Source organism: Rhodovarius crocodyli (genome assembly GCF_004005855.1).
Classification (GTDB): Bacteria; Pseudomonadota; Alphaproteobacteria; order Acetobacterales; family Acetobacteraceae; genus Rhodovarius; species Rhodovarius crocodyli.
The window spans coordinates 283,608-296,792 of record NZ_SACL01000003.1 but is presented as its reverse complement, the minus strand read 5'-3'; the positions used below and the strand labels follow the sequence as shown (position 1 = coordinate 296,792).

At 72.1% G+C, this 13,185-nt stretch carries 12 protein-coding genes; 10 read left to right on the top strand and 2 right to left on the bottom strand.

The annotated features are described in order from the left end of the window. The first annotated feature begins 7 nt into the window (after positions 1 to 7). Positions 8 to 943, top strand: a complete 936-nt coding sequence (locus EOD42_RS10625; protein ID WP_127787499.1) for a Bug family tripartite tricarboxylate transporter substrate binding protein — start codon at positions 8 to 10, stop codon at positions 941 to 943. Here the strand turns inward: EOD42_RS10625 and EOD42_RS10620 are convergent. Continuing rightward, on the bottom strand, positions 940 to 1,938 hold the full coding sequence (locus EOD42_RS10620; protein WP_127787498.1) for an NAD-dependent epimerase/dehydratase family protein: 999 nt from the start codon (positions 1,936 to 1,938) through the stop codon (positions 940 to 942). The genes EOD42_RS10625 and EOD42_RS10620 overlap by 4 nt on opposite strands. 73 nt (positions 1,939 to 2,011) lie before the next feature. Between EOD42_RS10620 and EOD42_RS10615 the strand changes: the two genes are divergently transcribed. The 9 genes from EOD42_RS10615 to fdxA all read left to right on the top strand — a co-directional run bounded on the left by EOD42_RS10615 (position 2,012) and on the right by fdxA (position 7,874). Further along, the gene (locus EOD42_RS10615; RefSeq protein WP_127787497.1) at positions 2,012 to 2,611 is read left to right on the top strand and encodes a TetR/AcrR family transcriptional regulator; all 600 of its coding nucleotides are present in this window, start codon (positions 2,012 to 2,014) and stop codon (positions 2,609 to 2,611) included. Between the two features lie 77 nt (positions 2,612 to 2,688). Beyond that, positions 2,689 to 3,306, top strand: a complete 618-nt coding sequence (locus tag EOD42_RS10610) for a carbonic anhydrase (protein WP_206020316.1) — start codon at positions 2,689 to 2,691, stop codon at positions 3,304 to 3,306. Continuing rightward, positions 3,303 to 4,529 (top strand): MFS transporter, encoded by a 1,227-nt coding sequence (locus EOD42_RS10605; protein WP_127787496.1) that lies wholly within the window; start codon positions 3,303 to 3,305, stop codon positions 4,527 to 4,529. Before EOD42_RS10610 ends, EOD42_RS10605 begins: the two co-directional genes overlap by 4 nt. Positions 4,530 to 4,620: 91 nt before the next feature. Further along, the gene (locus EOD42_RS25905; RefSeq protein WP_164867874.1) at positions 4,621 to 4,761 is read left to right on the top strand and encodes a hypothetical protein; all 141 of its coding nucleotides are present in this window, start codon (positions 4,621 to 4,623) and stop codon (positions 4,759 to 4,761) included. Between the two features lie 7 nt (positions 4,762 to 4,768). After that, entirely contained in the window at positions 4,769 to 4,915 is a 147-nt protein-coding gene (locus tag EOD42_RS25900; RefSeq protein WP_164867873.1) for a hypothetical protein, read from the top strand. Between the two features lie 77 nt (positions 4,916 to 4,992). Beyond that, positions 4,993 to 5,343 (top strand): Hpt domain-containing protein, encoded by a 351-nt coding sequence (locus EOD42_RS10600; protein ID WP_164867872.1) that lies wholly within the window; start codon positions 4,993 to 4,995, stop codon positions 5,341 to 5,343. Positions 5,344 to 5,353: 10 nt separating this feature from the next. After that, positions 5,354 to 5,920 carry a response regulator gene (locus EOD42_RS10595; protein WP_127787494.1) on the top strand — a complete coding sequence of 189 codons (567 nt, stop codon included), beginning with the start codon at positions 5,354 to 5,356 and terminating at the stop codon, positions 5,918 to 5,920. 51 nt (positions 5,921 to 5,971) lie between these two features. After that, a complete protein-coding gene (locus EOD42_RS10590) occupies positions 5,972 to 7,477 on the top strand; it encodes a sigma-54-dependent transcriptional regulator (RefSeq protein ID WP_127787493.1) in 1,506 nt (501 codons plus the stop codon). 64 nt (positions 7,478 to 7,541) lie between these two features. Beyond that, positions 7,542 to 7,874, top strand: coding sequence for a ferredoxin FdxA (gene fdxA / locus EOD42_RS10585; protein WP_127787787.1), 333 nt, complete (start codon positions 7,542 to 7,544; stop codon positions 7,872 to 7,874). A gap of 6 nt (positions 7,875 to 7,880) precedes the next feature. Here the strand turns inward: fdxA and EOD42_RS10580 are convergent, their stop codons facing one another. Continuing rightward, positions 7,881 to 13,052 carry a YhdP family protein gene (locus tag EOD42_RS10580; protein ID WP_127787492.1) on the bottom strand — a complete coding sequence of 1,724 codons (5,172 nt, stop codon included), beginning with the start codon at positions 13,050 to 13,052 and terminating at the stop codon, positions 7,881 to 7,883. Between the last annotated feature and the right edge of the window lie 133 nt (positions 13,053 to 13,185).

Genomic DNA, 13,185 nt, shown 5'->3' with positions numbered 1-13,185 from the left:
TTTGCGCATGCTCACCCGCCGCGCCGCCGCCCTCGCCCTGCTCGCCACGCCTGCCGTGGCGCAATCGCGCTCAGTCCGGGTCGTGGTGCCCTTCGCGGCGGGCGGGGTGATCGACGTGGTGGCGCGCATCCTGGCGGAACCGCTGGGGCGTGAGCTGGGCCAGACCGTGGTGATCGAGAACATGCCCGGCGCCGGCAGCGTGATCGGCGCGCGGGCCGTGGCGCGCGCCCAGCCTGACGGCAACACGCTGCTGCTCTCGGGCGCGGCCCATGCCGTGATCCCGGCGCTGTATCCGGATGCCGGGGTGGACCCCGTGGCGGATTTCGCGCCCGTCGCGCTGCTGGGCCAGCAGCCCTTCGTGGTGGCGGTGCATCCCTCCCTGCCCGCGCAGGATGTGCCGGGCTTCCTGGAATGGCTGCGCGGCAAGGCCGGCCAGGCGCGCTTCGCCACCACCGGAATCGGTGCCGCCTCCCATCTCGCGGGGGAATTGCTGAAGCAGCTGGCGGGGGTGGAGTTCGAGGTCATCCCCTATCGCGGCACGCCCCAGGCCGTGACGGACCTGGTGGCCGGAAGGGTGGATTTCATGATCGACAGCCAGACCCTGATCGCGCCGCTGATGGCCGACAACCGGGTGCGCGGGCTGGCCGTCACCACCTCGGTGCCCTCCGCCCTGCTGCCGCAGCTGCCCACCCTGCAGGCAGCCGGCGTGCGCGGGTATGAAAGCGCGTCCTGGCAGGCGCTGTATGCGCCGGCCGCGACGCCGGCGCCGGTGATGGAGCGCCTGAGCAACGCCACCCGCGCCGCGCTGAGCGATGCGAACCTGCTGCGCCGCTATGCCGAGGCCGGGGTGCAGCCCCTGCCGAGCGCCGCCGTGCCGTTCATCGCGGCGGAGCAGGCGCGCTGGCTGCCCATCCTGCGGGCCACGGGCGCGCGCGGCGGCTAAAGGCTGCGCGCGCAGTCCAACAGCGTCTCCGCCGCCGGGCGCGGGTCGAAGCCCAGCACGGCGCGCGCCTTGCCGTTATCCGCCTCCCGCCGCTGGCCGATGTCGTGGCGGAACATCCGCAGGCGCGGCACCACCCAGGACAGCGGCCCGACCAGCCAGTCCGGCAGCACCTTGTCCGGCACGCGCGCGCCCCGGGCGCCCAGCCCCTGGCGCAGCACCGCCGCCACCTCCGGCATCCACAGGAAATGGCCGGTACAGAGGAAACGCTCGCCCGGCGCGGCGGGGGCGGTCAGGGCCGCGACATGCGCCTCCGCCAGGTCGCGCACATCCACCACCGACAGGCCCAGGTTGAGCAGCCGGGGCGGCTTGCCCTCCAGCAGGCTCTTCACCATCCAGACGGAGCCCACCGGCACGCCCGGCAGCAGCGGCCCGAACACGGCGCCCGGCAGGATGGTGGTCAGGCTGGTCCGGTTGCCAGCGCCCGCCATGAAGTCCCACGCCGCCCGCTCGGCCAGGATCTTGGAGCGGCGATAGGGATCGAGCAGCGGGTCCTCGGGATCCGCCCAGATGGCCTCGGTGCTGACGGCGCTGGAGCCGCGCTCGCGCGCCGTCGCGGCGGCAGAGGTCATCACCACCCGCTCGACACCCGCCGCCACCGCCGCGCGCAGCACGCGCAGAGTGCCGTCGCGCGCGGGCCCGACCAGCGCGTCACGATCGGAAGGCGCCTCGCGCCCCAGGGGCGAGGCGATGTGCAGCACATGCCGGCACCCGGCCATGGCGGAGTCCCAGCCATCGTCGCGGGTCAGGTCGGCCACGACACAGGTAAGCCTGTCGCCGGGCTCGGCCATGGCCGCCCCGGTGGCCTGGCGGACCGCCGCCTCCCGCCCAGGCTCGCGGATGGTGGTGCGCACCGCATAGCCCTGGCGCAATAGCGACACGATCGCCCAGCTCGCGATGAAGCCCGTCCCGCCTGTTACCAATACCGTGTCGCGCATCGCTGTTTCCTGTTCGGCCAAAAAAGTCTACGATCGTATACTGAACATCTCCTTTTAAGTCTACAGGTGTATAATGAACGCTCCCGAAGGCCGCTCCGCCAAGGCCGCGGCCACCCGCGCCGCCATCCTGGCCTCCGCCCGCCGCGCCTTCGCCCAGCACGGCTACGAGGGCGCCGGCCTGCGCGGCATCGCGGAGGAAGCGGGCGTCACGGCCATGATGGTCAACCGCTATTTCGGCTCGAAGGAGGGGCTGTTCGGAGAGGTCGTGCACGACACCATGCGCGATCCCGTCATCCTCTCCCCCGTCAATCTGGCGGCCGCCGACCCCGCCCGGGCCTTCGCCGAGGCGCTGGTGGGCCTGACCGGCACCGAGGCCACGCCGCTGGACGGCTTCCTGATCCTGTTCCGCTCCACCACCAGCGACACCGCTGCCCGCATCGCCCGGGCGCGCATCGCCGAGGCGCACCAGCGCACCGCCGAGGGCAGCGTGGCGGGCGAACACGCGGCCGAGCGCGCGGCGCTGCTGCTGTCGCTGGTCGCGGGCGTGCAGATGATGCGCCAGATGATGCAACTAGCCCCGCTGGCCGGGGCCGATCCGGCCGTGCTGGCCGGGCTGCTGACCCCGGTCATCGGTTTGCTGCTCGGCCGCGTTTCGGCGCCCTCGCAGGGTTGACGTCCTGCTGCACTGCACCAAATTGCACTGGGTCCGGGGCTGGACATCGGGCCCGGACACGCGCAGGGAGCCGCCCCATGCCCGACGATATCGACGACCTCCTCTCCGGCTACGCCCAGTTCCGGGAGAATGTGTGGCCCGAGCGCCGCAAGCTGTTCCAGTCCCTGGCGCGTGACGGACAGAAGCCCGGCGCCCTGGTCATCAGCTGTTCCGACAGCCGCGTGGACCCCGCCATGGTGTTCGGCACCGGCCCGGGCGAGATGTTCATCGTCCGCAACGTGGCCAATCTGGTGCCGCCCTATAAGCCCGACGGCGACCTGCACGGCACCTCCGCCGCGCTGGAATTCGCGGTGCGCGTGCTGCAGGTGCCCCGCATCATCGTGCTGGGCCACGGCATGTGCGGCGGCGTTCACGCGCTGCTGAACGGCTTCCCCGACGCCGCGAAGGATTTCGTGGCGCCCTGGATGCAGATCGCGAAGGAAGCGCGCAGCCGCGTGCTGGCGTGCAACCCGGCCGACCCGCAGACCGCCGCGGAGCAGGAGACGGTGAAGATCTCGCTGGCCAACCTCATGACCTTCCCCTGGGTGGCGGAGCGCGTCGCCGAGGGTTCGCTGCGCCTGATCGGCGGCACCTTCGATATCCGCACCGGCATCCTGATGCTGCTGGGCGAGGACGGAGCATTCAACCCGGCATGACTTCCGCCGTTCGCCCCCCAGTTCGCCCCCCTGGTCGCCCCCCAGCTCGCCCCCTATGGGTCATCCTGGCCCTCGCTATCGGTGCCTTCGCCATCGGCACGACCGAATTCGCCACCATGTCGCTGCTGCCCTATTTCGCGCGGGACCTGGGGGTGGATGAACCGGCGGCCGGCCATGTCATCAGCGCCTATGCGCTGGGCGTGGTGGTGGGCGCGCCGCTGATCGCGGTGCTGGGCGCCGGCCTGCCGCGCCGCGCGATGATCGTGGGGCTGATGGTGGTGTTCGCGCTGGGCAACGGCCTCAGCGGCCTGGCGGGCTCCTACGGGCAGATGCTGGTCTGGCGCTTCCTCAGCGGCATGCCGCACGGGGCGTTCTTCGGCTTCGCGGCCATGGTCGCGGCATCGCTGGTGCCGCCCCACCGGCGCACCCAGGCGGTGGGCCAGGTGTTCCTGGGCCTGACGACGGCCACCATCATCGGCGTGCCCATGGCCAGCTGGCTGGGCCAGGCCGTGGGCTGGCGCTGGAGCTTCGTTCTGGTCGCGATCGCGGCGCTGGCCTGCGCGGCGCTGGTGGCGCTGCTGGCCCCCACCGACAAGCCCGGCCAGAAATCCAGCATGCGGCGAGAGCTGTCGGCGCTGACGCGCCCGCAGATGTGGCTGACGCTGGCGATCGGGGCCGTGGGCTTCGGCGGGCTGTTCGCCATCTACACCTATCTGGCCAGCACCCTGCTGGAGGTGACGGGCATGTCCGACGCCGTGGTGCCGCTGGTGCTGGCGGTGTTCGGCATCGGCATGACGATCGGCAACATCATCGTGCCGCGCTTCGCCGACCGCGCCCTGATGCCCACCGCCGGCGCCGTGCTGGTCTGGACGGCCGTGGCGCTTGCGATCTTCCCGCTGGTGGCCGGCAATATCTGGCTGCTGACGCTGGATGTGTTCTGCATCGGGCTCGGCGGGTCGCTCGGCACGGTGCTGCAGACGCGGCTGATGGATGTCTCGGGCGCGGCCCAGGCGCTGCCGGCCGCGCTGAACCATTCGGCCTTCAACTTCGCCAACGCGCTGGGGCCCTGGCTCGGCGGGCATGCCATCGCGGCGGGCTACGGCCTGGTCTCCACCGGCTGGGTGGGTTCCGGGCTGGCGCTGGGCGGCCTCTCGATCTGGTTCCTCTCGCTGATGATCGAACGCGGAATGAGTGAACCGCAGGGGCATTCGCGCGGCGCCTGAAGGCATGATGCGTCGCAATTTGCGACGCATTTCAGGAAAATCGCTGGCACGCGGCCTGCATGGCGGTAGCCCTGACTTCGAGGCTACCCCCATGACCACCATGATCGCCGCTTCCTCCACCGCGCCCGTCCGGCTGAACGCCGACGCGCGCGTCAGCCCGGTGGGCTATGTGTTCCGCTGCGCGCTGTTCATGGGCGGCGTCGTGGGCCTGTTCGCCGTCGCGGGCCTTTGAGGGTCACATGACCCATCAGATCAGCGCCGCGGACCATCCCCGCGCCCGACGCCACGGGCAGGCCCGCCCTGGCGGGCTGCGTTATGCCATGGGCGCCGTCGCCTTCCTGGCGGCCGTGATGGGGTTGTTCCTCGTCGCCGGGTTCAGTTTCTAGCCATGGCACCCGCCGCAGGCACAATGCCGCGGAGCGTCACGCCGGGCCGGCGGGTCATTGACCTGGGTTGGGTTATAATGCGACCTCTCTTCACCGTGAGCGCCATCGACCCCTCCATCGCCGGCCAGCTGGCCGACGATCTGCCCCCCGAGATCTTTCGCCGGATCATCGCGACCTTCGAGGCGGACCTCGCCCGCCTGACCGGAGAGCTGACGCAATCCGCCGGCGAGGGAGACCTGGACGGCTATCTGCGCGCCGCGCACAGCCTGGCCGGTGCCGCCGCCGCCGTCGGCGCCCGCCGGCTGGAGGTGGAGGCCCGCACCGCCATGGACCCGGCGCAGCCCGTCTCACCCAGCGAGGTGCTGCCCCGGCTTTCGGCCGAAAGCCGGTCCGCCCTGCAGGAACTGCACCAGCTCGCCGGCAACTGAGCGCAGCAGCATGAGCGAGACAGCCAAGCAGGGCGCCGGACGCGTCCTTCTGATCGAGGACACGCCTACCCAGGCCGAGGTCGCCAAGGCAATGCTGGCCACAATGGGCCATGACGTGCGCCACGCCGCCACCGGGGCCGAGGCCCTGGCCATCGCCCAGGAATGGCAGCCCGACGCGGTGCTGGTGGACCTGGAACTGCCCGATATCTCGGGCTTCGAGGTGATGCGCCGGCTGAAGGCGCGCGGCAGCAAGGCCGCGATGATCGTGCTGACGGTGAACAGCGGCGTCGAGAACGTGGTGCAGGCGATGCGCGAGGGCGCCATCGACTTCATCGTGAAGCCCTATGCCAAGGCGCGGCTGCAGGTCACGCTGGACAATGCGCTGGAGAACCGCGCCCTGCGCGCGGAACTGACGGCGGTGAAGGAACAGCTGAACACCTTCGTCACCGCCGCCGCCAGCCCGCCGGCCCGGCGCTACGGCAATGACCGTTCCAGCCGGACACGCTATGCGATCGGCGCGCTGGTCTTCCTGGCGGCGGTGCTGGGCCTGTTCCTGGTGGCCGGCTTCGGTTTCTGAGCTTTCGCGCCCGCATTGACCCGACCCGGGTGAAAATGCGACGCCTGTGCGGTGAGCGAGACCGTCACCGCACCGACCGGCCGTGTGCTCCTCGTCGAGGACACGCCCACCCAGGCCGAGGTCGCCAAGGCCATGCTGGCCGCCCTGGGCCACGAGGTGCGCCACGCCGCCACCGGCGCCCAGGCGCTGCTGCTGGCGCAGGAATGGCCGGCCGACGCCGTCCTGGTTGACCTGCAGTTGCCCGACTTCTCCGGCTTCGAGCTGATGCGCCGCCTGCGCGCGGAAGGCAGCGAGGCCGCAATGATCGTGCTGACCGCCAATGGCAGCGTGAACACGGCGGTGGAGGCGATGCGCGAGGGCGCCATCGACTTCATCGTGAAGCCCTATGGCAAGGCCCGGCTGAAGGTCACGCTGGACAACGCGCTGGAGAACCGCGCCCTGCGGGCCGAGCTGACGGCCGTGAAGCAGCAGCTGAACCGCGGGCGCTTCTTCGGCTTCGTCGGTGCCTCGCCCGCCATGCAGGCCGTCTATCGCACCATCGAGAGCGTGGCACCCTCACGCGCCAATGTGTTCATCACGGGCGAAAGCGGCACCGGCAAGGAACTGGCGGCCGAGGCCATCCACAAGGCCAGCCCGCGCGCCAAGGGCCCCTTCGTCGCCATCAACTGCGGCGCCATCCCGAAGGACCTGATCGAGAGCGAGATCTTCGGCCATGTGAAGGGCGCCTTCACCGGCGCCATCGACAACCGCGCCGGCGCCGCGCGCCAGGCCGAAGGCGGCACCCTGTTCCTGGACGAGGTGGGGGAGATGCGGCTGGACATGCAGGTGAAGCTGCTGCGCTTCCTGCAGACCGGCAGCTTCCAGCCCGTGGGCGCCGCCCGGCCGGAGAAGGCCGATGTGCGCATCGTCTCGGCCACCAACCGCGATCCGCTGGCGGAGGTGGAGGCCGGGCGCTTCCGCGAGGACCTGTATTACCGCCTGTATGTGGTGCCCATCGCCCTGCCCCCGCTGCGGGAGCGCGGGGAGGATGTGCTGCTGATCGCGCGGCATTTCCTGACGCGCTTCGCGAAGGAGGAAGGCCGCCGCTTCCGGGGCTTCGCCCGCGAGACGGAGGCCGCGATCAGCGCCTATCCGTGGCCGGGCAATGTGCGGCAGTTGCAGAACGCGGTGCGCAACGTCGTGGTGCTGCATGACGGTGACGTGGTGACGCCAGGCATGCTGCCGCCGCTGCCGGCGCCAGCCCTGCCCGCGGCAGCGCCCCAGCCCGCGGCAGCACCCGTGCCGCCCATGGTCGCGCCGCCGCCGGCGGTGGCTCATGTGGCAGCCCCGCCTTCGCCCGCGCCGGTCACGGCCTTCGCGCCCGCCCCGCCCCCCATGGCCCCACCGCCGCAGCCCGCATCCATCGAGCCACTGGCGGTGGTGGAGCGCCGCTGCATCCTGGCCGCGCTGGACCACACCGGACAGGATGTGCCGAAGGCAGCGGCATTGCTGGGGGTGAATCCGTCCACCATCTATCGCAAACTGGCCGCATGGCGTTCGGAAGGGGTCCACGCCTAGTTGCGTTGCGCGGCCTATCGCGGCATGGATGCCGGCCGCCTTTGCCCTGTGGGAGTTTGCCGCCGTGACCTATGTCGTCACTGAGAATTGCATCAAGTGCAAGTTCATGGATTGCGTGGAAGTCTGCCCGGTGGACTGCTTCTATGTGGGCGCCAATTTCCTGGTGATCCACCCGGATGAGTGCATCGACTGCGGCGTGTGCGAGCCTGAATGCCCCGCCGAGGCCATCTTCCCCGACAGCGACGACAAGGCCGCCGGCTGGCTGGAGCTGAACCGCGAATATGCCGGCGTGTGGCCCAACATCACCCGCAAGGGTGAGCCGCCGGAAGACCGCGAGGAGTGGAAGGACAAGCCCGGCAAGCGCGAGATGCTGGACCCCGCGCCCGGCAAGCCCTGAGCAAGCCTACCGCCGGGCGGGTGCCTGGCTGCTGGTGCTGGCCGGTTCCTGGCCCAGCCCGAACAGCCCGCGCAGGAAGCCCGGCGTCAGCGTCGACAGCGGATTGACCAGCACCTGGGGGTCGCTCGCCGGCCCCTGGGCCCGGAAGCTGGTCGCGAACACGCCGCCGCCCGGCTCCGGGCTGAACAGCCTGCCCAGCACCGGCAGGTTCCCCAGCAGCTGGTTGAACAGATAGGCGGGCACGATCGTGCCCTCGATGTCCAGCACATCCACCTGCCGCAGAATGCGCCCGCGCACCGTCACGCCCAGAGAGGACGAGATGGCGCGGGCATCGGTCACGGCCAGCACCTCGTCCGTCAGGCTGAAGGGCACGACCATGCGGCTGAAGGTCAGCCCATTGCCGCCGCGCAGTGCGTCCATCAGCCCATAGAGCGTCATGGCCTGCAGCACCTTGCCCATGGCCGGGGCGCGCCGCAGCGTGAAGGTCTCCAGCTCCGCGGAGCCGATCAGCGGGGTCGCGGCGCGGTTGTCGGCCCAGGCGGCGTTCACCGCCATCCGGCCGCCCTGAACGGCCTCCGTCGCATCGAAGGCCGCCAGCAGCGCGCCGCCATTGTCGGCAGACAGCCGCAGCGTGCGGCCCGTGCCGCGCGGCGCCACCACCAGCTCGAAATTCTCGCCCTGGGTGGCGGCACCCGTGCGGCCGCGCACCGTGGCGCTGCGCAGCACGCTGTGGTCGTCCAGCCCGGCGCGCAGCTGCACGCCCAGGATCTGCTGGGTGTTGCTGGTGGTCACGCGGTCGAAGCGCGCCTCCAGGTTCAGCGGCGGCACGGTCGGCGGGTCCGTCCCCTCCGGCGGCGGCGGATCACGCGGGCGGTTCAGGATCGGGCGCAGGTCGAACAGCGGGCCGCGCAGATTGGCCACCCAGGCGGCACCGGGCTGGGCGGGCGGGCGCACCTCGCCCTGGAAGCGGCTGCCGCCGAACTGGCTCTCGGCCAGCTCGTAGCGCTCGATGCGGCTGTTGCGGTTGGCCACCGCCCGGCCGCGCAGAGACAGCTCCAGCACATCCACGCGCCCGTTCTCGACACTGACCAGCCGGTCGCGGTCCAGGCGCAGCACGGCCTCGGCGCTGCCGGGGCTGCCGATGTCCTTGCGCCAGCCCGCGAAGGGGATCTCCAGCCGGGCGGGCGCGAGGTCCGCGTTCATGAACACCTGGCCCTGGCCGTTGCGGCGGCGCTCGGTGCGCGCATTCAGCGCCACGCTGCCGGTCAGGATATCGCCCAGGTCGAAGCCCAGCACGCGCAGCTGCTCGGCCGAAAGCGTGCCCTGCATCGTCTCACGCGTCACGATCTGGGCGGCGGGGCCGTTGCGCAGATCCATGTCCACCGACAGGCGCATGGGCGCGCCCAGCAGGTTGGCGGTGCCCTGCACGCGCAGGCGCTCCGGGTCCACGTTCAGCTCGGCCGTGCCGCCTTCCAGCGCCTGGCCCAGCAGGATGCGCGGGATGGACAGGCCCGTGATGCGGCTTTCGGCGCGCACCCGCAGGGCGTCGTTCGGGATATCGGCCAGCAGGGGGAAACCCACCGACACGCGGGTGTTGTGCTGGCCGGCGGCCACGGTCAGATCCAGCGGCCGGCGCTCGAAAAGCTTCAGCCGGGGGTGGCGCAGCACTGTCACCAGATCAGGCAATGAGCCGGAGAGCTGGATCGCCATGTCGGCGAACTGGTCATGCTGCTGCAGGCCGGTGAAGCGCATGGTGGTGGAGGGAATCTCCAGCCCCATGGCGCTGCCGTCGGGCCTGGTCTGACGCCCGCCTTCGGTCGTGACCGTGACGACATCGGGCGTGAACTCCACCCTGCCGTTCACCCCCTGGATGGGGGGTACCGGGCGCAGCCAATGCACCGTGGCGCCCGTGATCCGCAGGGAGCCGTCGAGGCGCGTCACCTCAGGCTCCGCGCCGTCTGCCATGCTGAGGCCGACGCGCCAGTTGCCGCCCGTGATCTGGCCCTGGGTCAGGTTCTGCGTGATCCAGCCGCGGGTGCCGCCGCCGATTTCCGCCGGCCACAGGCGCGGCAGGTCCTGGATCGCCACGCCGTCCAGCCCGGCGGTCAGATCCGCGCGCCAGACATTATCCGCGCGCAGCGCCTGGCCCGCCGCGTTGAGCGTGGTGGCGGGCGTGTCCTGGCGGATGGGTGCCAGGCGTATCCAGGCCTCGTTCAACCGCAGCCGGTCGGGGCCGGCGGTCACGTCCAGCAAGGCGGCCTCGGCCTGCACGCCGGCGCCCGCGCCCAGCCGGGGCGCATCCAGCGGCAGGCGCAGATGGGCGGCGGTCAGGCGGATCTCGGGCGCGTCGGCACTGGCCGCGACCTGGAATTCGCCGGTTGCGGTGGCCATGCGCAGGGTGCCGGCCGCGACATGGGCCATCACCCGGCCGCGCAGTTCAGGCGCCAGGGATTGCGGCCACAGCTCCGCCAGGCGCGACAGATCCAGCGAGGCGACCTCGGCCCTGGCCTGGGCGTTCCAGTGGTCGCCCTCACGCCGGGCCTGGCCCTGGGCGAACAGGGGCAGCTGCGCGCCGTCCTGCGCGCCCAGCACGATGCGGGCGTCGCGCAGTTCCACTTCCTCGGCCGACAGGCCCAGGCGCAGTTCCAGCCGCTGGAAGGGCAGCTGCCCGCCGGCGCGCGGGCGCCACAGCCCCTGGCCGGCATCGAGCTTCACGGCCAGCACCTGCGGCACCAGGCCGCGATCGACCTCGACCCCGGCGGTCAGGTCCAGGCTGGCCTCGATCTCGGCCAAGGGCGCCAGCGGCGGGGCCAGCCGCGCGACCAGCCCGGGGCGGATGCCCTGCGCGCGCAGCACCAGCCGGTGGGGGTCCTGGCCCTCGACCCCGGCGGCGACGATGGACAGGGGCAGGGTCTCGCCCAGCAGTTCCAGCTTGGCTTCGCCATCGGCCTGCAGCCCGCCCTGCGGCGGGCGGCGGGCATCCACATCGATGTCGGCCAAGGCGAGTGCGGGCGAATCCGGGCCGGCCGCGACCTCCACCCGGCCGCCATGCAGCTGCAGGCGGCGCAGGGCGTATTGCCGGCGGTCGTCATCGGGCGCGGCCATCCAGTCGGAGAGGGTGTCGCCGCCGGTCTGGTCGGCGCTGCTCGCCTCGGTGGCGGTCGAGTCGGCCGGAGGCAGGGCCGCGGGGTCGATGCGCACCAGCGGAGCGTGGAGATCGAGCGTGCTGGGCGCGATCTCACCCCGCAGCAGCGCCCGCAGGGAAAGGCGGAGCTGGGCGCGTGCCACCTGCGCCTCGATGCCCGGCATGCGCAGCGAGAGCCCTTCCAGTTGCAGGGCGGGCAGCGCGGTTTCGCCCTGCGACCACCCTTCCCAGGCGAGGGAGGCGCCGGCGGCGGTGGCGGTGCCGCCGCCGGGCAGGACGATGCCGGCTTCGAGCCTGTCGCGCAGCCAGGGCAGTTCGAGCGGCCCGCGCGACAGGCGCCAGGCGAGCCCCGCCGTCGCCAGCCCGCCGAGCAGCGCCAGGGCCATGACGCCGCGCAGGGCGAAGCGAAGCGTGCGGCGCCAGGCGGGGTGGCGCGGGCGGGTGACCGGAACGGTTGGGCGGTCGGCGGCCGGAACGGCCGGGCGGGCACGCCAGGACAGCAGGCGGCGCCGGGCAGTTGGCGGAGCGGGGGCGGCGGGGGGCGTGGGCGGCTCGACCACCGGGGCGGGCACGGGCTCGTCGATCGGTGAGGCCAGGTGCTCCTCGGGGGGCGCCGCGTCCTGCGTGACCGGTTCGGGCGGCTCCTCGGCGAGGGGGGCCGGGTTCTCGGCAACAGCCTCGGGCGGCGCTACGTCTTCCGTGACCGGCCGAGGCAGGTCCCCGGTGTCGGGTCCAGGCTGCTCGGCCACCACTTCCGGCAACGGCTCGGCCGACGTCCTTTCCTCCTCGGACGCCACGTGCTCTGCGATTGGCTCGGCCAGTTCCTTGGCGACAGGCACCGGCTCGTCGGTCACTGCTTCAGGCACCGGATCGGCCGTCTGCGAGGTCAGGTCTTCCTCAGGGGTCACATCCTCCGTGACCGGCACAGGCGGTTCTTCGTCGAGGGGCACAGGCTCCTCGGCCGTCGCCTGCGGCACCGGATCGACCCAATTGGCCTCGTCCTCAGGCAGAGCGGCGACCGGCTCGGCCAAGTCCTCGACGGCCGGATTCGAGGTCACGTCTTCCTCGCGGGCCACGTCCTCGGTGACCGGCTCAGGCGGTTCCTCGACGAGAGGCACCGGCTCCTCGGCCGTCACTTCCGGCACCGGATCGACCCAATTGGGCGCTTCCTCGGCCACCGCCGCGACCGGCTCGGCCAGTTCCTCAGGGGCGGGCACCGGCTCCTCCGCCACCGCCTCAGGCAGCGGATCGGCCGGTTGCCCGGTCAAGTCTTCCTCGGGCGCCACGTCCTCGGTGACCGGCTCAGGCGGTTCCTCGTCGAGGGGCACCGGCTCCTCGGCGGTCACTTCCGGCATCGGATCGACCCGATTGGGCGCTTCCTCGGCCACCGCCGCGACCGGCTCGGCCAGTTCCTCAGGGGCGGGCACCGGCTCCTCAGCCACCGCCTCAGGCAGCGGATCGGCCGGCTGCGCGGTCAGGTCTTCCTCGGGTGCCACATCCTCCATGACCGGCTCAGCCGGTTCCTCGTCGAGGGGCACCGGCTCCTCGGCCGTCACTTCCGGCACCGGATCGACCCGATCGGGCACTTCCTCGGGCACCGCCGCGACCGGTTCGGCCAGCTCCTCAGGGGCAGGCACCGGCTCCTCAGCCACCGTCTCAGGCAGCGGATCGGCCGGCTGCGCGGTCAAGTCTTCCTCGGGCGCCACGTCCTCCGTGGCCGGCTCAGGCCATTCCTCGACGAGAGGCACCGGCTCCTCGGCCGTCACCTCCGGCACCGGATCGACCCGATCGGGCTCTTCCTCGGGCACCGCCGCGTCCGGCTCGGCCAGTTCCTCGGGGGCGGGCAGCGGCTCGTCCGGCATCGGATCGACCGCCGCTGCGGCCGGGCTTTCCCCTTGACGCAGATCCCCCGCAACCGACTCGGCCCCGTCCCCAGCGGCAGGCACCTCCTCGAGCGGCGCCTCGGCAGCGGGCAGGCCGGCGGTTTCGGCTGCCTCCCGCTCCTCCGCAGGCGCCGGGGGCAGTTCGACCATGGGAACAAGGGGCGCAACCGGCGCCTCAGGCGGGCGGGGCCGGTTGAATGTCCTCAGCCGCCCCAGAAGCCCTGAGCGGCGCTTTTCTTCCGGCTCAGCGGCATCCTCGGGTGCCACGGGGGGCAACTCGACA